The following is a 23,499-nucleotide window of genomic DNA, read 5'->3' on the forward strand; positions in this document are numbered from 1 at the left end:
CCATGGCCATCCTCGAAACCGAACAGCTACTCGCCCGCTTCCACGCCCTCGACCAGTTTCTGGTCGAGCATCAAGCGCTGTGGAAGCCCAGGCCCTTCACCGCCTTGCAGATCGACTGGGAACAGCATTACCCAGAACTCGCCAGCTGGCTGCGCCAACGCTCCCTCGAAGACGCCGAAGCCAGCCTCGACCCGCACCTCGCGCCCGCACCTTATCCACAGCTGGCCACCCAAGCCCAACAACTGACCGCACTGGATGAATTGCCCGACGCAGGCCTGCCACCCGCCGGCCACCGCCTCGACGTCAACGTGCCCGGGCGCAAGTGGCAGCAGATCGAAGCCTTCAGCCGCCGCCTCGGCTTTCGTCAACAGACCCACCACTGGCTCGACTGGTGCGCCGGCAAAGGCCACCTCGGCCGCCGCCTGCTGCAGCCCGGCCAGCAACTGACCTGCCTCGAGTACAACCCCGAACTGGTCGCCGCCGGCCAGGCCCTCAGCGACCACCACAAGCTGCCCGCCCAGCACCTGCACCAAGACGTCATGGCCGCCGACAGCGCTCGCTGCCTCGACCAGAGCAAAAGCGTGGTCGCCCTGCACGCCTGCGGCGATCTGCACGTGCGCCTGCTGCAGTTAGCCGCCAGCCAAGGCTGCCAACACATCGCACTGGCACCCTGCTGCTACAACCGTATCCAGGCTGACACCTACCAGGCCCTGTCCAGCCCAGCCCGCGCTTCAACCCTGCAACTCGACCTCGACGATCTCGGCCTCCCTTTGAGCGAAACCGTCACCGCCGGCGCCCGCGTCCGCCGTCAGCGCGACACCTCGATGGCCCGCCGCCTCGGCTTCGACCTGCTGCAACGCGAGCAACGCCAGAGCGACAGCTATCTGCCGACGCCATCGCTGCCCGTCAGCTGGCTGGACAAGACCTTCTCCGAGTACTGCCAGGACCTCGCCGCGCTCAAACAGGTGCGCCTAACAGGCAACCCCGATTGGGAGGCACTCGAAGCCGCCGGCTGGCAACGCCTCGCCCAGGTGCGCAACCTCGAGCGCGTACGCAACCTGTTCCGCCGCCCGCTGGAGTTATGGCTGGTGCTCGATCGAGCGCTATACATGCAGGAACAAGGCTACAACGTGCGCCTTGGACTGTTCTGCGACTACGCCCTTACACCCCGCAATTTGCTACTTTTGGCCGAGCGCGCGTGATGAGCAACCTGTGGATAAGTCTGTGCACAAGCTTTTGATGAAATTGCCGGATTGGTGGATCCAACTGGCTATTTAGGGCCGCCTGCTTATTCGCTTAAACCTTCAAGCCCAGCAAAAACAGCACTTTGCGCAAAGACCGGCGGTTACGACCAACGGTATGCCCGAACGGCAATCCTGGCATGCCGCTTGTGCATAAGCATTTTCAGAATTGTCCGAAAGCGTGATGGCCACCCGCCTTCGCCCGCGCCTACTGAGTTACAATTGCCCGCAACAAAGACTGTCACCGAACGGACTTCGACATCGTGATCCCGATCAAATCCACAGCCCTGCTCAGCTTCGCCATGGCCCTAACCGGCTGCACCAACACCACCAGCCACACCCCCGACAAAGCCCTGGGCTGGGACACCCCCGCCATGCAACTCGGCGGCGACCGCGGCCTGCCGCTGCACGTCGAACAGCCCTGCCGCAAGCGCGGCTGCGACAACGACAAGCTGTTTTTCAACCCCGCCAAGGCCGAGCCAGGCATAAACACCATCCACCGCGGCTGGTAGGAAATTTCTCCTTTCAGGCCGGTGAGTTACGGCTTTTTGCATTGATTGCAAGGAAGTGGTTTACACGGCTGCTCGGATAGCTATAATGCGCCCCTGTGCCGGTATAGCTCAGATGGTAGAGCAACTGACTTGTAATCAGTAGGTCCCGGGTTCGATTCCTGGTGCCGGCACCACACACACACGAAAAACCCGCCTTCTGGCGGGTTTTTTCGTTTCCACCCCAGCAACACCGCCGCCCCGCTGTAGGAGCGGCCTCGTGTCGCGAAAGGGCCGCAAAGCGGCCCCAGCGGTTTCAGCAACAATGCCAAAACTGCAAGCCCACTACGCCCCCCCTTCCCAACCATCCCGCCGCTCCGCCCATCCCGCTCATAATCACGCCCAACGTGAGATCCCTACACTTCTCTCAAAACGCCCCAAGCCCACCCACTTAATCCAGCCCAAACACGATCGGCGTAGGAGCGGCCTTGCGTCGCGAAAGGGCCGCAAAGCGGCCCCAGCAATCCCAACCCCAACCGCAGAGCCCGCCAAATAGCCCCCCCCTACTGCCACGACCACCGCATACACATCTTTTCGCAAACACCCCACCTCAGCTGTTCTGAAGAACTTTCAGAGCAACCTCAGCCAACAAACCAGATCGGCTTTTGTGTTCCGGATGGCTTTTTACAAAAGCACCAATCTGACTCAGCAAATACACCGGCAAGGTGATGTTGAGTTCTCCACCCTGCCCGCATAGAGAGTGATATCGATATCGCTCACTACCCAAGCGCAACCGAGATTACCCGGATGGTGGAATGCGCCGTGACTTGGCCGGCCTCAGTAATCAAGCAGTCCAAGGAGTCCTTTGAAGGCGGTGCGCTCTATCGGCATGCCGAGATGGCGGTGGATCACCCGCAAGTACGATTCGCGTCCGGCAGCTCGTACGGTCACTACCCATGTGATGGATGCCAACTCAATATCGTTGCCCCTGCGGCAACCACCCTACCCATCTGCTCAGCAGCAACCTATCCGCTTGGCCATTTCGCGTGCGCCAACCTGCGCCCGTCTCTTTCACCGGAAAGAGACGGGCGCTCCTGACACTGCTGCAGCCCTGATCGCACATGGCTCAGCGGCAACTCCCCTCGTGACAATCGGCGTGACAAACGCCGATGTCACCAGCAACAGCCATGCAGATGATGGTGCCGCAGACCAGGGAATGGACTGCACCTGACTGACAGTCAGGTATGCCCCGGTCATCGCCTCGCTGCGTTCACCCGGCTCAGGATCTCGCGGCACTGGTCTCGTCAGCCAATGCAGCCTCCACCCGCCCACCGGTAACGGTGCTCAGGAGGCCAGATCATGAGATGCCCTTGCCCCCGGACGTAAGGAGCCGCCAGTCCCGCGTTAGAGGACATCCCCACAGGTCGCAGGGACCTTGATCCCTGATAACACTCAGCATTCTTGGCGGGATGACGTGGGGCGAGGATCAGAGAACGGCAGATGAGGTGATCGACATGGCATTGATAGGTAGACGCGATGGCCGCAATTTCGGTTACGGCAGACAATTGAGCTATGCAGAGCCGCAGGCGCTAAAAAACATGTTCGGCGGTGGCCACTACGGCACGGTCAAGGCGCAGTGCGATCAGTGGCAGGCCTTCGTGAAGTGGTGCCGCTCCGAACAGGGGCCCGGTATTAGTGATGCGCGGCAGATTGATCGGAAGGTATTGGCCGACTATGCGGCGTATCTGCGCGACGTGGTTAGGCGCGGTGACCTCGCTGTCAGCACCGCACAAAACCGGCTATCCAGCGTTAACAGAACTATGGCAGCGCTTCGCGGTGATCAGTACGTGAAATTGCCTAGTCCGAGCATGGCATTGGGTATGCAGCGCATCGGGGTTCGTCAATTGGCCCCACAAGGCCAGGACCGCGAACAGCTTAAGAAAATCGTTGATGCGCTTTGCCGCCATGATCAGCAGCGGGCCGCCGCGATCGTTCTGTTGGCGCGAGCCACCGGCATGCGCTTGCGTGAGGCCATCTTGGCTGACCTGCCACGGCTGAGCCGTGAGGCTAACGAATTTGGCAGGATCAACATTCAGGATGGCACCAAAGGCGGTCGCTCCGGAGCCTCGGCGCCGCGATGGATTACAGTGGACGATCATGTTCGCGAGGCGCTTGAGTTTGCACGGCAGGTATCACCTATGGGTAGCCGCAATCTGATTGCGCGACACGAAAGCTACCTGACATTTCTGCAAGAAATCATCCACCCTGCGCGTGTCATCCTTCATGCACACAACCTCAAGGGCTTCCATGAGCTACGAGCGGCGTACGCATGTAAGCGCTACGAGCAGATCACCCAATACCCCGCGCCAATCAACGGCGGCCAATGTTGCCAGGTAGATAGGAAACCTTGATCTTGAGGCCCGGTGGCAAATCAGCTGCGAACTGGGGCACGGGCGGATCGACGTGGTCGCCGCCTACATTGGTGGTCGGGTATGAGTAAACCATTCGATATGGAGCTGTTTTTAGCTGGCGTTCTGACCGGCTCACACGCAACGCGGCAACACCACGTTCGCCAGGCCAAAATCATTCAGGCTGAAATTGCAGAACGCTGGCAGAGAGAAACACCGTGGGGTTGGCAGAAAAAGCACGTGGACTGGTTTTTCGAACATTGCATTAGCCGGCGGAGTGAGGCGACACGGTACTATTACGTGTTAACCATCCGACTGATCACGCGGCGCTTAGAAACGTCATGGGCATTCAAGCGCTGAATGGGATCTGGTCCTAGTGGTCTGGACGAACAGTGATCGACTAAAAACGGCCATTGGATCAATAAAGAATTACAAAACGTTCGCAGAAATAGAAAAAACATCTTTACGCAAAATCTGTCACTGGAGCGTAGCCTTGCTCGAAAATCGGGTAAAATCGCTTATTAGCCATACTTAGCACACACCTAGAAAAACATGGAAGGTTAACCTTAACTATGGATCAGTCCTTCTCGATAAAAAATCTTAATAAGCTACTAAAGGCTGATAGAGAAAAGGGTGGGGATTTAGAAGAGCGGTATATCCCAAGCGCTTTCGCTATAAGAGTAAAACTCTACAAGCTGAACAAGCTAAGATCATTTGCACGCTACCGCTTGCGCACGGGGAAAACTACGCTCGCGTTCTACGAAAAACGCATGTCACGATTGACTACTGTTATAGAAAAACGCAAGTCTCAGCATGTAACTTTGATTGAGTCTGAGTTAGAGAGGGTTAGCAAAGCAGTTAGCAGCAAAGACTTCAGAATAAATATCACGCTTCTACCGGCTCCGGTTGGAGGTAAAAATGTTTACGGCGCAGGGAATTGCTTAGGTCAAATACTCGCGATGAGGTTTGTTCAGCAAGCGCTAAAGACTTTATATGAGCTTCGTATGCCTCCGCGTGACATTCTAGTCAGCCAAATAAAATCACTGGCTTTAGATGGCGTACCCAAGTACATCATTAGATCAGATGTAGAATCATTTTATGAGTCTGTAAGGCATAAGGAGCTGCTCGATGGAATTCACCAAGCTCCTGAGCTATCGGTGCTAATTAAAAGAATTATAACACGACTCATGAAAGATTATGTCGTTGTATCTGGGGACGTGAACGGACTACCGCGCGGCATAGGTATAAGTGCGTATCTATCCGAAATATATCTCTCAAGCATTGATGCCGAAATCAAACGGCAAGAAGATATATTTTATTATGCAAGATACGTTGACGACATGGTTCTCATGTATGCCCCCCAGCGAAAAGAACTCGCAGATCAGTACCTACCTACTCTCAGTAAAATACTTGAGGCAAAGGGACTGAAATTTAACGCCAAAACAAAAGTTATTGATTTACTGGTTGAGCAAAAAGGTAAATTTGACTACCTCGGATATACATTTGATGTTTCTAAGAGCAGTCCGGCCGTAAGACTGAGCCAAAGAAAATTTGACAAATATAAATCACGCATCGACAAAGCATTTTCCGACTATGCTTCAAAATCTTTATTTATCCCCAAGAAATCTGAGCAAGAACTAATGCTCAGATGTCTGTTCTTAACCGGAAACATGCGCTTATTCAATAGAAAAAGCGACGCATTCATTGGAGTCTACTTTAGTAACAAGTTCATAACTGAGACCGCTCAGCTTTCTGGGCTTGATAACTATTACATCAATAAAATCAAGAGCATTACCAGCCCATCACTATCGAGAAAGCTCTCGAAACTATCTTTCGCGCAAGGTTTCAAAGACAAATTGTTTAGAAATTTTGACCCAAAACAGCTTTCAGAGCTTTCGCGAGGTTGGAAGCATGTCTAGAAAAAAAGCACTATCCATAAATTTCCCAATAGAGCGAGTTGTATTATCAGATGTACTTCCCTACGAAGTGCCTATAGTTTTCTCAAATAGGTACTTCTACAGATTCTTATGCGAACACAACATAAAAATCAATGGAAATACAATCTCATGGACTACAAAAGATGAAGTTCTAGATAATCTTGTAAGAATGATTCTTGGCATTCAACCAAGTAAAGTTGTCAAACATGTCACCGAGGACAGCGAATCTAAATCTCTAATTATTCTGGAAAAATCGGATTTCGCCCACACTGTCCCCTTCATTTTTTCGACGACACATAAGCAGGACCAGTTAAGACAATTGTCGCTAATGCACCCCAAAGGTCAAGTGCTCGTAGTAGATTTCTATGATCAATATAAAGACCTGATGATTTATTACACTGGCAGAAGTGAGTTCAGCCTGCGATCACCCAAGAGAGTTGCTGGATGTACTTATATAGATTATCGCTCGCAAATAGAAAGACAAGATAAATCTGATGCTTTGGTAGAAGTAGACGGCGAAAACTATGAGAATTTAAAGTCGTTTTTTGTATATGAACGATTTAGCAATGTTTTTAAGTTTTACGAATCGAGGGAGCACCTGCGTAGCGAGCGCGATTTCAAGAACCTTACAAAGTTTGACGTGTCAGGTTGTTTTGATAGCATTTACACGCACTCCCTAGCGTGGGCAATATATGGAAAGGACTTCGCAAAGCAAAACCTTAAAACCATACTAGGCTCATTTGCGGGGAAATTTGACTCGCTGATGCAAAAGTTGAATCATAACGAAACAAACGGAATTTTGATCGGCCCTGAAGTTTCAAGGATTTTCGCGGAAATAATACTCCAAGCTGTTGATACTGAAATCTCTGGAAAACTACTTGAGAAAGGGTATGTACACAATTCAGATTTCAAGATTTATCGATATGTAGATGACTATTTTGTCTTTTACAATAACGAAGAAGTCTGCCATCAGATAAAAATGATATTGCAAGAAAGCCTGAAGTTATACAAGCTATCTTTAAACAAGGGCAAAGAAGAAACACTACAACGCCCTATAATTACGCCTATATCCATTGCAAAGAAGCGTATCTCTGATCTTTTTGATCGTACGTTAGCTTATGAAATTTCTTCAGAAATCAAGGATGGAGAGAAACTTCCAAGGGGAGAAATTTACATTGGAAGATCTTCATTAATCACGGACTTTAAGTCAATCCTGGCGACCTCAGGAGTTAATTACGGGGAACTATTAAATTATTCTCTTTCCGTGGTAGAGCGCAAAGTAGGCTCCTTGATTGAAGCTTATAAGAAGATAGAAAATCTTAGCGGTACCGACAAGAGCTTTTCAAAGTCAATAGAAGCCCTCCTAGGCTTTGTCTTTTTTATCTATGCCGTATCGCCAAAAGTAAACACAACTATTAAACTTTGCCGTATATGCCAACGTATCTTGTCATTTTATAAGTCCGACCCAATCGGCTTAAGTTATGAGGCATCAATCTCACAGGTAATTTATGAGAGATGCCGAAGCATCATGGATCGCAACTCCGATGGCAAAAGCGCAAAAATCGAGACGATGTATTTACTGGTGTTAATGCGTCAACTTGGCAAAAACTATCGCATAGATGAAAAAGTTCTCGGATACAGCTTTGGCTTTGACTTTTCAGATGGACAGTTTCAAACAAAATCTAGCCTCGACTATTTCTCCATAGTCACTCTTTTTTTCTACATAGAGAAAAAGACCCGTTACTCGCTTTTAAGAACTGCTTTGGAAAAGCATATATTAGAGAGATTCAGGTTGAAGCAAGATTCGTTGATCGGTGATTCTGAAATGCTTCATATGGCATTGGACCTTACAGCGTGTCCCTTCGTAAGCAATGAAACTAAAATCAGAATCCTGGAACAATATGGCTTGCCCAAAAACTATCTGCTAAGAGTTCAAAAATATAGCGAGTACTGGTTCACCAAATGGGGCGATTTTGATTTCTCTAAGGAGCTAGACGCTAAGGTCAGTCAGGAAGTATACTGATTCGGATGCTTCACGCACATTGAAGACCGTTTGCGGTCGCACACACCAGCATCATGGCAAGGTTGTTCTATGCACGAAAGCTTTGCCTCGTTGAATCCTCGTGAGTTCTCCGGTCTTGACTCCTTCACTTTCCTCTTAGCTTAAGGCCTACCAGGAAAGTGAAGGATGCTCGATTAAACGCTGCAAATGGTTGCTTGCTGACAAGGGCTATGCCGCTACTGCGACCAATATCGAATTAAGCCCGTCATCCCGATGCGCTCAATGAAGCGCAAACCCAAGCCTGGCTTACCCAGACTTTTTGGTCGACCCAAGTACCGACAGAGCAACATCATCGAGCGCATGTTTGGCTAGATGAAAGAGAACCGCCGCATCGTGACACGCTTCGACAAGCTCGCAAAAAGCTATGCCGCCAAGTTCTCACTGGCTTGTTCCATGCGGCGTTTGCGACATGCCTTTTAGCACAGAGCCTAGCATAGATTAGTCGCCAAGGACCTGGCATTCCAAAGAATACAGAAGGCCCGCCAAAGCGGGCTAACTGCATACATTAGAAGATAGCATTCAGTAGACAAAAATCGACAAATCTTGTCTAAAGAAGATTATTCTTTGCTAGCAAACCCAAGCGCTTTAGCCGCAGCAATCCGAATTAAGTCAGGTTTCAATCCATCATTCATAATTTTAGATAGCGCTTTACGAGCCACTGGCCCTCCAGCATAACCCAATCCTTCAGCAGCACTTGCTCGAAGAAGTTTCGGCTTGAGTCCATCTTGCATAATCTTAATAAGGTTATTAACAGCTTCCTCACTACCCATTAAAAACTCCTCCAAATAACCGCAAATCCAATTAACCACTAAGACTTACTAGCATGAGTACTAGATCAAGTCTTAGATCTAACTCCAGCGACTAATTCGTCTAATGAAAAAGAATTTATATCGTTAATTAGATTCGGATACTTATCAAGCAGGTATATTAATAAGATTAAAGATTTTGCCGGAGCCACCTCAGCTTTTTCATATCTAGAAAATGCGTTATGCCCACCGCCGGAAATCTTTTCCGCTGCAACTCTCTGTGTGATTTTCAAATTACTTCTGACATGTCTTATATAGGCGCCTACTGCTTTTTGCGTATCTATAACAGATTCATCGGAAGCATTTGAATAGCGCGTTGCACTATCAGCATCAAACTCAATTTCGCCACATTCAAGGCATTCAAAGCCAGAAAGCCCCTGAAGGTCCCTTTTGAGGGACCCCCGGCCTATTTCATAGCTCCTGTCTTTGAAGGGGTGCAGACTAGCTGCACCACAGCAATGACAAACTTTTTCGCTCATGTTTACTCTCTTCTCTTGAAGGAGATAACAGTAACAGTGCGATCATTGTGCAAAGTGAACTTAATGTACAGCGGGGTGCCATCAGCAGCCTTCGCGTAGTACACGTCTTGCCAAACAGCAGAATTTGTATAAGTACTCATGGACTTATAAAAATTTTGCCGAATAGAAAGACCACAAATTATATCGATCGCAGTGCTTAACACCATATCCAAGTCTTTAATGCCATCCAGAGCAGACTTGGTAAACGCAGGTGCCTTATTTACTGAAACCCGCTGTTTAACATCGTCCAAATCGTGAGATGGCTTGCTTTTCATGCTCATGCACCGCGCTCCTAGTCATTAGAATTTCCATAAGTCACCTCAGCTAAATAGATTAGAGACTCAAAATTACCCTTTTTGGGTAATCTGGTCAAGCAAAAAATTACCCAGAAAGGGTAATCGGCCCACAACCATGGGCAGGCGAAGCTTTCATGCTCGATGCTCGATGCTGCCCAGTGATCAGCGCTCTGGCGCAATCGGCAATAGCAGGATGCTAGGTAGGCTGCGCTACCAGCGCTGGTCGAAAGGATGACCTGAGGGGAAGACCTGAGGGATTCAAGCCTCCAGATTGCGGGAGAGCCGCCAAGATCACATCCGTCAGCCTAGCAACTGCGCATGGTCATCGTTACCCGACTGAAAGATCGTGGGTGTGGCAAAGCGACGGTGGCTGTGCCATAACGGATTGGCATTGGGGACAATGATGACCTAGGAGGCAGATGCCGCCCCCCAACGCTTGGCAGCATAGGCAGCTAGGCCGCATTAGATGGAATCTTAGTTAACGACGCACCGAGAGGCCAAAAAGGTATTTTTAGAGATATCAGGTGTGCTTGTTAGTATCAATATTCAGAAAATTCAGGTAGTTGTACGTTTTTTCGACTCCTGGTGCCGCACCATACACACACGAAAAACCCGCCTTCTGGCGGGTTTTTTCGTTTCTACCCTCAGCAACACCACCTCCCCCCTGTGGAGCGGCCTTGTGTCGCGAAAGGGCCGCAAAGCGGCCCCGGAAATCTCAACCTAAACCGCAGAACCCGCAATCACCGCATGCACATCTCCTCGCAAACACCGCACCTTAGCTGCCCTGAAATACTTTCGGTTCACCACATGTATTTTTTCTCGGAAACGCCCCCCTTAGTTGCCTTGGAGAACCTTCAGCGCCGCCTCAGCTAAAAATCCGGAGCGGCTCTTGTGCTCTGGATGGTTTTTCACAAACGCATCGATCCGGCTCAGCAGATATGCCGGCAAGGTAATGTTCAGCTTCTCCGCCTTGCCTAGATAGCGAGTGATGTCGATGTCGATCAGTGCCCAGGTGCAGCCGAGGTAGTCTGGATTGGCAGCATGCACGGTCACTTTGCTGGCTTTGGGTATTTCCTGCTGATCCTGAGCAAGCAACTCAAGGTGGCCCTCGATAGCTTCGCGCGCCATTGCCATGGCGTCGTCGAGGTCATCTCCAGCCGAGTAGCAGCCGGGGATATCCGGCACTTCCACACACCAGGCATGGGTGTCGTCGCCGGGGAGGATTGCGATTGGGAACAGCATGGGCGTTCTCCGTGTTTAGCTGACGTAGCCAATCCTCGCCTGCCTCAGGATGCTTGCCGCAGTTTTGGGCAGCAGATCCTTCTTCGGGTGCGGGACAGTGACCAGCCCTGGTTTCTGAGGATGCTTGAAGTGGTGGTGGCTGCCACGCGTGCGCACGAGGTACCAACCATCCGCTTCGATTACCGATATCAATTCGCGGCTCTGCATGACCTTTCCTTGGTCGCTGCGCCGGTAGAGACTATAACCACCAGCGCATCATCAATCAACACTATACCCACCTTTAGCTGGCAGGGGCTTGGCCAAGCCTAGGCCGGTAGCTGGATGAGTGCAGGGCTCGATGTGATACCGGATCTTGCATGACTACAGAGAAGCTAATGCGCTTGAGTACTAGCCATGAGACGCACATTCCAGCTGCAACGCTCAGGTAGGAAATTTCCCAACCTGCAACCAAATGCTTCAGCCAAGCCCTCTTCGGAACTATCCTACGCACCTTGCCGAACCTTCGCTGTTGTCGGGGAAATGCCTCAGGGATAACGTCTCTGGGTCGCCAGTTTCCGGTGACCGGGTGTGAGAACCCGCATGAAATGCAGCGGCAAGTCGTTATGGCAGCCGTGCGCGGGCAGACTTCGGTCTGGCCGGGTTTTGCTCGTTTCCTCGGTTTCTCACCCTGCGTACGGCTGCCACCTTGATCCGTGAGAAAGGTCGAGCTGGTGGCTCCTGTCACGAAATGAGAGATCCACCATGAAGAAACTCGTCCCCGATCCTCCCCGCCAAGACTTCACCCGGCTGTCTTCCTTCAGCCTCCATCCAAACGTCACTACTTCTGAAATCCTTGCCCATGCCAGCGAACTGCTGCTCGGCGTAGCCGAAACCATCGACCAACACCGCCGCGCCCATCCTTACCAGGCAGGGCTGAACATGCTGGCGAACGCTGCCCATACCGCCGATGCCTCACGCGCGCTGATTGACTACGCAGTGACCTGCCTGCCCGCCAAGCCGGAGGAATGCTGAAATGAGCGATGATCAAAAAACCAACGTCACGGCCGGTGTCGAAACGTTCTTCGAATCGGGAGCGGAGTCCTCTCACATATTCCGGGTCATGCCCGGAGTGCCGTTCGAGCATGCCTATGAACACGTGTCAGTGCTGCTGGGCTACATCAAGCATCTGGTCCGCGAGGGCGATATGGAGAATGACCACAAGCTACTCGGCGCAGCGGACTACCTGAGCACCTTCGCCAAGGCGATCATGGACGACATCGAGATCGCGCGAAACCGAGCTCAACGCACAACGCCATAGGCGCGCAGCAAGGGTCGCTCGGCGGCCCTCACACTGCGCAGTTAGACGAGGCACAGGGTAAGCAGCATCAAGTTGATGCCGATCAAAAGCCGTACTCACCGCAGCAGTAACCTAAGCGCAATGACCGCTACAACGAGAGCGCTCCATGGCCAAGAAATTCCCCCTCAACCCAAGCCATCCCGAACGCATTTGCTGGGGATGCGACCTGTACTGCCCGGCCAAAGCGCTGGCCTGCGGAAATGGTGCAGATCGGACGATGCACCCAGCTGAGTTGTTTGGTGAGGATTGGTACGAGCATGAGGCGTGGTCGCGAGAGACGGACGTTCAGAGCGGTGAGAATCTGACGCAAAATTCAAGCACCTGACCGTGCCGTATAGCTCATTCAAACATACCCTGGACCTCTTCCAGGGTAGGCATGACCGCAGTAATCACTTGCAACTCGCAATCCATTGCTCCAAGGGCCTTGGCGTAGGCAGCGATAGCAACGGACAGGCTACCTTTTTCCACAGCGATGATCTTTTGCCGAGTGAGGTTGGCCAGCTTTGCGAGCTGCTGCTGGGTGAGCCCTCGATGACGGCGCCGCGTGCGTATTTGTTGCCCTAGGCGTTGGGTCAGTAACTCATAGTCCATGTTTCGAATACGCGACAATTTGATTGAAATGTAACGTATACGCGACCAGCTCATAAATCAAACGATCTGGAGTCAATGGATGGCCTCGGCTTTATGCCGGAGCGTTTTTCGGGTTGCTGAGACGGCGATCCTCGCCCTGAGCGTCATCCCTTTCGAGGTGTTAGGAATTGCACTTGTCGTTGGATCGTCGGGGGCCGCTGCGCGACCCTTTCGCGACACAAGGCCGCTCCTACATGGACGGTGCCGTGCAGAATTTTTCGCGTGTAGCGCAACAATCATGGCCTATGCCTGTGGGAGCGGACCCAGCGATCTCAAACCAGTATCGAAGCCGCAGATCACCCCTTCCAGGTCTTCATGATCCGGTCGCTGTCATACATGCAGTAGACCCACTCACTGCCCACCTTCTGCTTCTGAAAGATCCCTAGCTCAACCAAGCCATTCAGCACAGTCGCTGCGGTGTTGTAAGCGCACCCAAGATTGTCCTTGACCTGACTAACCGTAAATTCGGTAGCCACGCCTTGCTTGGCGACATTGAGCACAACCCGTTGCTTTTCGCTGAGCTTGTTATAAAGCCCGGACTGAAACAGGAACGCGTTGAATTCCATGATCGACTGGGCCGTCTTCTCATAGGTCTCGGTAAATTTGCTGATCGCTCTGGCCAGCACTCGGCACTGGTAGTCGAGAAAATAGGTGAGGTCCATACCGTCGGTTTCGGTATACAGATAGCTTTTGCCGTACTGGATCGGGGCTTTTTTCAGCAGGGTGCTGATGGCGATGTAGCGGAACGCGCTGAAGCCTTTTTTGAACATGAACCAGTAGAACAGCGATCGGGCAACCCGGCCGTTGCCGTCGTGAAACGGGTGTTCGTAGCCAATAGCGAAATGCAGAATGATCGCTTTGATCAACGGATGCATGTAGGCCTTGCTCAGCCCGTCGGTGTGGTCGGTGTTGATCCAGTCACACAACTGGCCAATCCGTTGAGGCAGCCCGGCGACCGGAGGCGGCTGATGCACCACTTCGCCGCCATCCCCAACTACGACGTCGTCGGTATTCTTGAATGCACCGGGATGGTATTTGTCATCATCGATGCCCTCGACACCGATCTTGTGCAGCTCGGTGATCAGCTCCTCACTTAGCTCCTTGTCCCTGTTCTCCCAAGCGAAACTCATCATCTTGTAGTTACCGATGATCATTTTCTCATCGGCGGAGCGTGGCACCCTGCTTCTCTTCAGCAAGTCCTTCGCAGCCTTTGTAGCGATGGCCGCACCTTCAAGCTGACTACTGCTGATCGCCTCATCTTCAATCAGGTCAGTGAGCAAATACTGGAGGTGATTGCCTTCGCCAACCTTCGAGCCCATCAACTCCAGCTGACTTCTGGTTGTGTGTCGGTCGCATTCTGAAACGGCCATATGCATGGCAGGCGTGTGCAGATAACAGCACTGATAAGCAGGCTCGCCGAGAATCAGCGCTGGGGTGAGATGATCGCTTCTCGCATGCTTTATGAGGGACCAAGCCAATGTGGCATCCAGCCCAGCAGGAAGCCGAAACCGCCACTCGTCAAAGTGCAGATAACTGCCTTTCGGATCGAGCGGATGGGCCAGCGCAAAATATTGCGCGGCCTGGTCCTGGTGCTGTGCGCTAATGAGCGCGAGCGGGTCCGCGATGACCTCGGGTGGGCGCTTGATCATGCTCATTCCAGATGTCCCTCGATTTGGAATGAGACTACAGCACTAATCCAACTCCCTAAAAACGCAAAAAGGGCCGCTAAGCGGCCCTTTCCGTCACCCAACCAGAATCAGAAGATGCTGATCGGATACTCAACGAACACACGTACTTCGTTGCCGTCGTCGTTGTAGCCGTTCTGCTGTACCGCGTTATTGGTACGCAGGAACGAGCCACGCAGTTTGACCGACAGGTCCTTGGCCGGGCCGTCTTGAACGACGTAACGGACCTGGCTGAAGATCTCGCGCTCTTTGCCTTCGCCGAAGCCTTGTGGGTTATCGACGTTGCGGGTGTTGATGTTGTCGCCGACAACGTAGGCCAGCTTGTAGGTCAGGCCAGGCACGCCGAAGGTGCTGAAGTCCAGGCCGTAGCCGAGCTGCCAGGAGCGTTCGTCTTCAGCGTTGAAGTCAGACCAGTACGAGTTGGCCAGGTAGATGGTCGAACCACCGTCACCCACGCCGCCTTCGTTCTGGTACCAGCCGTAGTTGTAGCCGGTGCTGCCAGTGCTGCGCTGGTGCGCCAGGGTGAACGAGTGCGCGCCGTAGGCGTAGGTAGCGGCCAGGCTCCAGATGGTGTTGGAGTCGCCGTTCAGGCCTGCAGCCTGGACGTACTTCTTGTCGATGTCGGACTTGTAGCCGTTGAAATCGAGGGTCAGCGACTGGTCAGCAGCGATCGGGAAGACGTAGTTCAAGCCCAGGTAGTGCTTCTTCATGACGTCTTCGGTGTCGGCGCTGTACAGCGACGCGGTGAAGTTGTCGGTGAATTTGTAGCTACCACCCAACACGTTGATCGACTTCAGGCCACCGCTATCGCGGCCCTGGGCGCTCTTGCGGGCTTCCTGGGTGAAACGACCGGCGTTCAGCTCGAGGCCTTCGATCTCCTTGGAGGTGATCATGGTGCCGGTGTAGCTTTCTGGCAGCAGGCGCGAATCGTCGTACTGCAGAACTGGCAGGGCCGGCATCTGGTCGCCGTACTTCAGCACGGTGTTGGAGATGCGGAACTTGACCGCAGCGCCAGCACGGGCGAGGTCGTTGGCAGCAGCGCTCTGGCCATCTGTGTCAACGGTGTTTTCCCGCTTGAAGAAGTCGATACCGCCGCCGCCGTTGCGGCCTTTGCCGCCGTCCAGGCGCAGTGCGTACAGGCCGAAGGCGTCAACGCCTACGCCGACGGTGCCTTGGGTGAAGCCGGAGGAGAAGTTACCGATGAAGGCCTGGCCCCACTGGGACTGGTCGTTGGTGCCGTGTTTCTTGTCACGGTTGATGAAACCGTTGCGCAGCAGGATGTTGGCGTGGCTGTCTTCAACAAAGCCCTTGCTCTCGGCCTGGTCATTGGCCTGGGCCTGGGTCGCGGCAACGAGTGCCAGGGCGATCAGGCTGATCCTGGTTTTCAACATTTTCTTTTCCTTTATTTTTAATCAAAAACACTGTGCATTTTTACGCCCGGAAACCAACGCCCCTTCGTAGGTTCGACGTTATGCGGATCCAACTGACAAGCCGTGCCGATGCTCAACTGGCGGGCTTTCGCAGCCGCATGGCCATGTTATGGCCAGCAAGCGATGGCGAATCCTAGCCGCCCCTGCTTCTAAATGTCAAAAAATCGTGAAAGGCAGGTGTATATAACCAAAAAAACACCTCGCAATAGTGCATTTCAATGCGTATCTGCCGTTGTGTGGGGCATTTTGTCTCGCACGAGCACTAATTCAACCTGCGTACAGCAATAAAAGGCCCCAACGGGCAGCGCCGCCGACTCTGTTACATCCAGATACACATGTAAAGACAGGGCTTTACAAATTAGCCAAGCAGGCGTTAATAGCAAGCATTACCATCCGCATCCATTTTTCATTAACCGCTTGTTTGGATGCCGTCATGCGTGTGCCTCGCCGCCTTTCGCCCCTGTCCCTGAGCCTGTCGCTGCTATGCAGCGCGGGCGTTGCCACTGCCGCCACCACCACCCTGCCAGAGCTTTCAGTCACCGCCGATGGCGAGCGTGAACGGGACAACCCCCGGGTCAAGGAAGTCAGCACGGCAACTCGCACCTCCACCCCGGTGCGCGACGTACCGCAAGCCATCGACACGGTTAAAACCAGTAACCTGCTGGATTACGGCAGTAACAACCTGGGCAAGGCGCTGGAGGGCATCCCCAACGTCAGCAGCGGCGCCGACACGCGTTTCGACAGCGTGCGTATCCGCGGCTTCGAGAGCAGCAACGACTTCTATCTGGACGGCATTCGCGACGACAGCCAATACATACGCGATCTGCACAACATTGAGCGGGTCGAGGTGCTCAAGGGGCCGGCTGCGGTGTTGTATGGCCGTGGCGGCCAGGGCGGGATCGTCAACCGGGTGAGCAAGGCGCCAGAGCAGGGCCGGCGTTCGAGCATCGAAGTCCAGGCGGGCAGCGAAGATATGCGCAGCCTGTACGCCGACCTCAGTGCCGACCCGAGTGACACCGTCAGCCTGCGCCTGAACATGGGTAACCTCGACTACAACAGCTTTCGCGATGGCATCGATGGCAACCGCCAGCTGTTCGCGCCGTCGATGAGCTGGCAGCTGACGCCAGACCTGAACTGGCTGGTGCAGTACGAATACAGCCGCTTCAACCGCACCCCGGATCGCGGCATCCCCGGCGTCAATGGCCGCCCGGCCGACGTTGACCGCGGCACGACTTACAGCGACACCCAGCGCGACTTCATCGACGACCAGGCGCAGTCGCTGCGCTCGCGCTTGAACTACCAGCTCAGCGATAACTGGCAGCTGCGTCACACGCTGGGCCTGTTCCAGCTCGACAGCCAGTTCGACAACACCTACGCCACCGGCTACAACGCCGCCAGCAACACGGTGACTCGCCAGCGTTGGCAGCAGGATCTGAAAACCCGCAACCTGTTCAACAACCTCGAAGCCGAAGGCGAGTTCGCCACCTGGGGACTGCACCACACTGTACTGGTCGGCCTGGAACTGGGCCACCAGCGCCGCGACCCGCTGTTGCGAACCGCTGCGGTGCCCAACTCAGTACCGCGTCTGGACCTGGACAATCCTGACCGCGGCCTGCAACACAATGGCCGCATGCGCGTGTCGAGCAACAACCACACCGTGGTCGACAGCCGCGGCCTGTACCTGCAAGACCAGATCCGCCTGAACGAGCAATGGCAGATCCTCGCAGGCTTGCGCTTCGATCGCTTCGAAGTCGAGACCACCAACCGCCTGACCAACCGCAGCGAGCCACAAACCAGTACCAGCACCAGCCCGCGCATCGGCGTGGTGTACTCACCGTGGCGCGAGCACTCGTTCTACGCGTCGTGGAGCAAGACCTTTTCGCCAGTCGGCGGTGGCCTGATCGGCATCACCCCGGACGCCGCCGGCAACACCAACGACACCGACCCTGAGCTGAGCCGGCAGAAGGAGATCGGGGTCAAGAGCGACTGGTTCGACGAACGCCTGAGCACCACCCTGGCCATTTATGAACTGGAGCTGTACAACCGCCGCACCCGCGACCCAATCAACCCCGAGCTGATCCAGCTCAGCGGCCTGCAACGCTCGCGAGGGATAGAGCTGACCGCAACCGGCAACATCGTCGGCAACTGGTATGTGCGCGGTGGCATCGGCCTGCAGGATGCAACTATCGTCAAAGACAACAATGGCCTGGAAGGCAACCGCATCAACGATGTGGCCAAGCGCAACGGCAGCCTGTTTATCAGCTGGAAGCCGCAACTGGGCTGGTACGCCGAGACCGGCCTGACCATGGTTGGCGAGCGCTACGCCGACAACCAGAACACCACCCTGCTGCCAGGCTATGGCCGCTGGGACGCGCTGGTCGGCCTGCGCACCACGGACTGGGATGTGCGCGCCGCCCTGAACAACCTGACCGACAAGACTTACTACGCCTCCGCCACCAGCGCCGCACAGATCCAGTTCGGGGACCCGCGCAGCCTGGTCGTGACCGGCACCTACAACTTCTGATTCACCCGCCCAATAAAAACGCCACCGCGGTCAGCGGTGGCGTTCTTGTTCAACTGCTCGGGGAGCACTGCCTGCTCAATGCCAGATGGCTACCAGCGCCTCTAGCTCAGCATCGCTGATCAGTCCTCGTGGGTAGCGCTCATGCAACAGACGTCGGGTATCGGTCGTCCTGACCCGCTTGCTTCCATGGTGCTTCAACCACTGCGTCAGCATTTTGAGCGATTGGTGATTTACTGCCGATGGGCGCAAAACCAACTCACTTGCTGCATTCATTTCAACACGTACTCCCTGGGCCCGTGAGCGGCTAACTTACGTTGAGTTTGTGACAGATTGGTTTATACCTATCTGTTTGAAACACAATGGGAAACGATACAAGAGGTGTGCCATTTAGTGCGTTTGTCGTCAGCCGCGCATAAAAAAGCCCGTCAATCGACGGGCTTGTTTTTTATCAGGGCGTTAGCGCTTATACGGCGCCGGTTGTTGCTGAGTCAGGCAGTGTATATTGCCGCCACCCAGCAGCAGCTCGCGGCCTGGGATCATCACCACCTCATGGTTGGGGAAGATCTTCGCCAGAATGGCTCTAGCTTCGGCATCTGCCGGGTCATCGAAGCTCGGCGCGATGATGCCGCCGTTGACGATCAGGAAATTCACGTACGACCCTGCCAGGCGCTCGGCAGGGCTGCGCTCCTGGCTACCGGCCACCTGGTCGACGCCTGCGCACTCTTCTTCGGTTGCGTACAGCGGGCCTGGGATCGGCATCTTGTGCACTACAAAGGTGCGGCCTTTGGCGTCACGGGTGTTTTCCAGCACTTCCAATGCGGCGTGGCAGCGCGCGTAGTTGGGGTCGTTGGAATCATCGGTCCAGGCCAGTAACACCTCACCCGGGGCGACGTAACAGCAGAAGTTATCGACGTGGCCATCGGTCTCGTCGTTGAACAGGCCATCCGGCAGCCAGACGATGGTGTCGACCGCCAACTGGTCGCGCAGGATCTGTTCGATCTGCTCGCGGCTCAGGTGCGGGTTGCGGTTGCGATTGAGCAGGCACTCTTCGGTGGTGATCAGGGTGCCCTCACCGTCTACGTGGATCGAGCCGCCCTCAAGCACGAAGCCCTCGGTCTGGTAACGCTGGCAGCGTTCCATTTCCAGGATTTTGGTGGCGACGTCTTCGTCGCGGTTCCACGGCGCATACAGGCCGCCATCAAAACCGCCCCAGGCGTTGAAGGCCCAGTCGACGCCGCGGACTTCGCCGTGGTCGTTGATCACGAAGGTCGGGCCGGTGTCACGCACCCAGGCGTCGTCGTTGCTCAGCTCGACCACGCGGATGTTGGGTACGTCGAGCTGGCGTCGGGCGTTCTGGTACTGAGCAGCAGACACCCCAACCGTCACCGGCTCAAAGCGGGCGATCGCCTTGGCCAGGGTCACATGCGCTGCCTGCACCGGCTTGCCGCCCAGGCGCCAGTTGTCCGGGCGCTCGGGCCAGATCATCCAGGCCTGGGTCTGTGGCGCCCACTCGGCAGGCATATGGAAGCCATCGGCGCGGGGAGTCGAGGTGAGGGTTTTCATCGGTGTCCTCTGCGGTACGGTTGAGGTATGTGCGGGTGGCGTGCACTGGGAATAGTTATAATCGATAATTATCTATAAATATAGTGAGTAACATAAAATTCAAGACAGATGGTGGGCATTAATACCGATAATAATCGGTAACTAAATTCGTTGATTTGCGTCGTGTATGAGTGCGTTGGGGCTGCTGTGCAGCCCTTTCGCGACACAAGGCCGCTCCTACAGGGACCGCGTCAGTCTTGCCGTACGCGGTCAGGGTAGGAGCGGCCTTGTGTCGCGAAAGGCCCGCGCAGCGGGCCCAAGCTCTTGAAGGGTTGACCGCTAGAGCCCCTCTTGCAGAATCCGATCCACACAATCGACAAAATAATCAACGCTGGCCCGGGTAGTGCACATCGGCGGTTTGATCTTGAGAATGTTCAGGTAATCGCCGGTTGGCTGCATGAAGATGCCCAGATCGCGCAGGCGATTGCACAAGGTGGTGGTCTCTTCAGTGGCCGGTTCAAGGGTATGACGATCACGCACCAGCTCCAGCCCCAGATAGAACCCCGAGCCATGGATAGCACCCGCCAGCGGATGTTTATCGACCAATGCCTGCAAGCGCGCCTTGAAGTAGCCGCCGACCTTGCGGGTGTTGTCCCACAGGCCCTCCTCCTGCATCACGTCGAGCACGGCCAGGCCGATCCGGCAACTGACCGGGCTGCCGCCAGCGGACGAGAAGAAGTAACCCTCGGCTTCCAGCGCCTCGGCGATCTCACGACGGGTGATCACTGCACCCAACGGCTGGCCGTTGCCCATGCCTTTGGCCATGGTGATGATGTCCGGGGCAACGCCCTGTTGCTCGAAGCCCCAGAAGTAATCGCCCAGGCGACCATAACCGACCTGCACTTCATCGGCGATGCACACCCCACCACGGGCACGGACCTTGGCGTATGCCTCGCGCAGGTAGCCCGGCGGCAGCGAAATACCGCCGGCGTTGCCGTACACCGGCTCGCAGATCATCCCCGCCAGCTGACGGCCGCGGGCGTCGAGGTCGGCCAGTTTGGCATCGACGTCACGCAGGTAGTCGGCCGTGCTGTCATCACCGCGATAGCGACCGCGGAAAGTGTTCGGCGCCTCGACCGGATGCACCCAGTCAGGGCGGGTTTGCAGCGCTTGCGGGTTGTCGGCGATCGAGGTGGAAATCGCATCGGTAGCCACCGACCAGCCGTGATAAGCCTCCAGCACGCTGATCAGGTCACGCCCGCCGCTGTAGGCCCAGGCCAGGCGGATGGCGAGGTCATTGGCCTCGGTGCCGCTGTTGACCAGAAACACTCGATCAAAGCCTTCCGGCGCCAGCTCCAGCAAGCGCTCGGAGAACTCCGCGACAGCGGCGTAGTGGAAGCGCGAGTTGGTGTTGAGCAGCGACCACTGCCGCGCCGACTCGGCGGCCATGCGCGGGTGACCGTGGCCAAGCACCGCGACGTTGTTGAGCATGTCCAGATACGAGCGGCCCTGCATGTCGATCAGGTAGTTGCGCCAGCCGCGCTCGATATGCGGCGGCTGTGCGTAATAGTGCTTTTGCGAGCGGGCGAAGCTGGCGTCGCGGCGCGCCAGCAACGCCTGCGCATCGGGCAGCGGCTCGGCGTCGCAGGCAAAGCCAAGCAAGGCTTGCGGCGACGGGCACAGCGCCAGCCAGGCGGCCGCCGCAGAAGGCGTGGCAAAGAACGGCGGCTGCACACTGCTATCACGGCACAGCTGCACGCTGAGCAGGCTGCCGGCAGTGCCGAGCGCCTCACCCAGATTCAGCGCTTGGCCATCCTCCGGCATGCTCTGCAAGCCCTGCAGCCACAGGCTGAAATGCTCGCAGCGCAGGCAGCCATGGTTGCCGCTCACACGCTGCCATACACCGGCATGCGGCGCTTGCAGCTGGCTGCCTTCAGGCAGCTTGAGTTCAACACCCAGGGCACAGGTGGCCGGCTCGTCGGGGCGATCAATATGGGTTTGCGACAGCCGATATTGCCCATGCAGGCTGCACGCCGCGCCCGGTTCTGCGGCCAGTACCGCCTGATCGAAGCCAGGCTGCTGCCAGTTGCCTGCCTCGCAATGCCGGCTGAGCACGCCAAGGTCGACCCGGGTAACCGCCTGGCCTGCCAGCGCCGGTAGCAAAGGCGCGCAGTCGGTCAATTGCAGCGCCGGCAATTGCTGACCAGCAGCTTGCAGAATCGCCGCCTCCATCAACGCTGCTGGCACACGGGTGGCGGTTTCGAAGATCTCCCACTCGTGGGCGATGTTGTCGCGGATGTATTGATTGTCCGGATCGACCGTCAGTTGCTGCTCGCTGCTCAGCACCAGCACCGCAGCACGCATCAACACCAGCGGCCACAGCGCCAGCAACTCTGCCTCGCTGAGCAGATTGACCTCGTGATAGGCACTGACCACCGGCAAAATCCGCAGCGGGTCGCCCTCGGCGTGGTGCAGCAGCGCGGCACAGGTCACCGACAAGTCAGCGATGCGCCAGGTGCGGACCAGGTCGCCAAAGTCGATCACACCCTGCAACTGCCACTCGCGCTGGGCATCGCGCTGCCAGACCACATTGTCATCGGTGATATCCAGATGCACCGCCTGGCTCGGCAGTTGCGCCTGCACCTTGGCCAATACCTCAACTGCCTGCGCAACCACCGCCTGCAGTTGTGCGCGGCGCGGCGTATCGCCCAGCACCGGCAACAGGTGCTCGATCAACGCCTGGGCATGTTGCGGGTCCCACTGCAGGGTGCGCGCAAGGCCCGGGTGGTCGAAGTCGGCCAGGGCCACGTCAACCCGTGCGCACAGGGCGCCGAGTTCGGCCATCAGGCTGGCCGGCATATGCTTGAGGCGGGTCAGCGATTGCCCTTCGATATAGTCGAGCACGCGTACGCGCAGTGGCTGGCCGTCGACGTCCAGTGCCAGCAGCGTCTCGCCGTTGCGCGCAGCGCGCACACCCGGCACCGGCACGCCCTGCTCGGCCAGATAGGCCAGCGCCGCGTGCTGCGCCTGCAGCTCGACCTCGGCATAGCTGCCGTGGCAGGCCTTGAGCACGAAGCGGCCCTGGTCGCTGTCCAGCAGCAGGTTCAGGTCCTGTTGGCTGCCCAGCGCCTGCAGCTCACCGCCGAGGTCAAAATGCGCCCTGAGCAAAGCATGCGCCTGCGCTTCGCTGAGCGAAGGGCTTGGCTGGCTGGAACGCTGAATCAGGGTGCTGAGGGGCATTTTGCGTGTGACCTCGGTTTTTTTGTCGCTTATATCGCCACTGCTGCGGCGGATATACAAGGGGCAGCTGCAACAACACGACAAAAGATCAGCAGGGCTGCACTTGCGCGAGCT

Annotated in this window: 19 protein-coding genes, 1 tRNA gene and 2 pseudogenes; 12 read left to right on the top strand and 10 right to left on the bottom strand. The window is 55.5% G+C overall.

Annotated elements, in window-relative coordinates; all coding sequences use genetic code 11:
• Positions 1-2: 2 nt before the first annotated feature.
• The 8 genes and pseudogenes from ACQZ2L_RS15310 to ACQZ2L_RS15345 all read left to right on the top strand — a co-directional run.
• Positions 3-1,202 (top strand): methyltransferase, encoded by a 1,200-nt coding sequence (locus ACQZ2L_RS15310; protein ID WP_430326821.1) that lies wholly within the window; start codon positions 3-5, stop codon positions 1,200-1,202.
• A 341-nt stretch (positions 1,203-1,543) separates the two neighbouring features.
• Complete coding sequence (locus ACQZ2L_RS15315) at positions 1,544-1,753, top strand: hypothetical protein (RefSeq protein ID WP_430326874.1); 210 nt, start codon at positions 1,544-1,546, stop codon at positions 1,751-1,753.
• 97 nt (positions 1,754-1,850) lie between these two features.
• Positions 1,851-1,926, top strand: a tRNA-Thr gene (locus ACQZ2L_RS15320).
• Positions 1,927-3,243: 1,317 nt separating this feature from the next.
• Positions 3,244-4,225 (top strand): annotated as a pseudogene (locus ACQZ2L_RS15325) (integrase domain-containing protein).
• Positions 4,222-4,497, top strand: coding sequence for a hypothetical protein (locus tag ACQZ2L_RS15330; protein WP_430326822.1), 276 nt, complete (start codon positions 4,222-4,224; stop codon positions 4,495-4,497). The pseudogene ACQZ2L_RS15325 and the gene ACQZ2L_RS15330 overlap by 4 nt, the downstream one beginning before the upstream one ends.
• Before the next feature lie 212 nt (positions 4,498-4,709).
• A complete protein-coding gene (gene drt3a / locus ACQZ2L_RS15335; RefSeq protein ID WP_430326823.1) occupies positions 4,710-6,056 on the top strand; it encodes an antiviral reverse transcriptase Drt3a in 1,347 nt (448 codons plus the stop codon).
• On the top strand, positions 6,049-8,097 hold the full coding sequence (gene drt3b / locus ACQZ2L_RS15340; RefSeq protein ID WP_430326824.1) for an antiviral reverse transcriptase Drt3b: 2,049 nt from the start codon (positions 6,049-6,051) through the stop codon (positions 8,095-8,097). The genes drt3a and drt3b overlap by 8 nt, the downstream gene beginning before the upstream one ends.
• A gap of 175 nt (positions 8,098-8,272) precedes the next feature.
• A pseudogene (locus ACQZ2L_RS15345) lies at positions 8,273-8,556 on the top strand (IS5/IS1182 family transposase); the annotation flags it as partial.
• 137 nt (positions 8,557-8,693) lie between these two features.
• Here the strand turns inward: ACQZ2L_RS15345 and ACQZ2L_RS15350 are convergent.
• From ACQZ2L_RS15350 to ACQZ2L_RS15370, 5 genes are all read right to left on the bottom strand, one after another.
• Entirely contained in the window at positions 8,694-8,906 is a 213-nt protein-coding gene (locus tag ACQZ2L_RS15350; RefSeq protein ID WP_430326825.1) for a hypothetical protein, read from the bottom strand.
• 65 nt (positions 8,907-8,971) lie between these two features.
• Positions 8,972-9,421, bottom strand: a complete 450-nt coding sequence (locus ACQZ2L_RS15355) for a type II TA system antitoxin MqsA family protein (RefSeq protein WP_430326826.1) — start codon at positions 9,419-9,421, stop codon at positions 8,972-8,974.
• Positions 9,422-9,423: 2 nt separating this feature from the next.
• Positions 9,424-9,741 (bottom strand): type II toxin-antitoxin system MqsR family toxin, encoded by a 318-nt coding sequence (locus tag ACQZ2L_RS15360; RefSeq protein WP_430326827.1) that lies wholly within the window; start codon positions 9,739-9,741, stop codon positions 9,424-9,426.
• Positions 9,742-10,590: 849 nt separating this feature from the next.
• The gene (locus ACQZ2L_RS15365; protein WP_430326828.1) at positions 10,591-10,998 is read right to left on the bottom strand and encodes a type II toxin-antitoxin system HicB family antitoxin; all 408 of its coding nucleotides are present in this window, start codon (positions 10,996-10,998) and stop codon (positions 10,591-10,593) included.
• A 15-nt stretch (positions 10,999-11,013) separates the two neighbouring features.
• A complete protein-coding gene (locus tag ACQZ2L_RS15370; protein ID WP_314874719.1) occupies positions 11,014-11,205 on the bottom strand; it encodes a type II toxin-antitoxin system HicA family toxin in 192 nt (63 codons plus the stop codon).
• 534 nt (positions 11,206-11,739) lie between these two features.
• Here ACQZ2L_RS15370 and ACQZ2L_RS15375 point away from each other — a divergent pair.
• The 3 genes from ACQZ2L_RS15375 (at position 11,740) to ACQZ2L_RS15385 (ending at position 12,659) form a co-directional block, all read left to right on the top strand.
• Positions 11,740-12,009: a hypothetical protein gene (locus ACQZ2L_RS15375; protein WP_430326829.1), complete on the top strand. Its 270-nt coding sequence runs from the start codon at positions 11,740-11,742 to the stop codon at positions 12,007-12,009.
• 1 nt (position 12,010) lies between these two features.
• Positions 12,011-12,295, top strand: coding sequence for a DUF3077 domain-containing protein (locus ACQZ2L_RS15380; RefSeq protein WP_430326830.1), 285 nt, complete (start codon positions 12,011-12,013; stop codon positions 12,293-12,295).
• A gap of 145 nt (positions 12,296-12,440) precedes the next feature.
• Positions 12,441-12,659 (top strand): DUF3079 domain-containing protein, encoded by a 219-nt coding sequence (locus ACQZ2L_RS15385; protein ID WP_430326831.1) that lies wholly within the window; start codon positions 12,441-12,443, stop codon positions 12,657-12,659.
• Positions 12,660-12,673: 14 nt separating this feature from the next.
• Here ACQZ2L_RS15385 and ACQZ2L_RS15390 read toward each other — a convergent pair whose 3' ends face one another.
• The 3 genes from ACQZ2L_RS15390 to ACQZ2L_RS15400 form a co-directional block, all read right to left on the bottom strand.
• A complete protein-coding gene (locus ACQZ2L_RS15390) occupies positions 12,674-12,925 on the bottom strand; it encodes a helix-turn-helix transcriptional regulator (protein ID WP_430326832.1) in 252 nt (83 codons plus the stop codon).
• 335 nt (positions 12,926-13,260) lie between these two features.
• Entirely contained in the window at positions 13,261-14,613 is a 1,353-nt protein-coding gene (locus tag ACQZ2L_RS15395) for a Fic family protein (protein ID WP_430326875.1), read from the bottom strand.
• Between the two features lie 107 nt (positions 14,614-14,720).
• On the bottom strand, positions 14,721-16,040 hold the full coding sequence (locus ACQZ2L_RS15400; RefSeq protein ID WP_430326833.1) for an OprD family porin: 1,320 nt from the start codon (positions 16,038-16,040) through the stop codon (positions 14,721-14,723).
• 472 nt (positions 16,041-16,512) lie between these two features.
• Here ACQZ2L_RS15400 and ACQZ2L_RS15405 point away from each other — a divergent pair, with 472 nt between their 5' ends.
• Positions 16,513-18,603, top strand: a complete 2,091-nt coding sequence (locus ACQZ2L_RS15405; RefSeq protein WP_430326834.1) for a TonB-dependent receptor — start codon at positions 16,513-16,515, stop codon at positions 18,601-18,603.
• 456 nt (positions 18,604-19,059) lie between these two features.
• On the opposite strand, the gene aguA is transcribed toward ACQZ2L_RS15405, so the two are convergent.
• Positions 19,060-20,166: an agmatine deiminase gene (aguA, locus tag ACQZ2L_RS15410; protein WP_430326835.1), complete on the bottom strand. Its 1,107-nt coding sequence runs from the start codon at positions 20,164-20,166 to the stop codon at positions 19,060-19,062.
• Positions 20,167-20,484: 318 nt separating this feature from the next.
• Positions 20,485-23,385: an aminotransferase gene (locus ACQZ2L_RS15415; RefSeq protein WP_430326836.1), complete on the bottom strand. Its 2,901-nt coding sequence runs from the start codon at positions 23,383-23,385 to the stop codon at positions 20,485-20,487.
• Positions 23,386-23,499: the final 114 nt, after the last annotated feature.

Origin of the sequence: Pseudomonas shirazensis (genome assembly GCF_050496565.1) — a bacterium.
GTDB classification, from domain to species: domain Bacteria; phylum Pseudomonadota; class Gammaproteobacteria; order Pseudomonadales; family Pseudomonadaceae; genus Aquipseudomonas; species Aquipseudomonas shirazensis_A.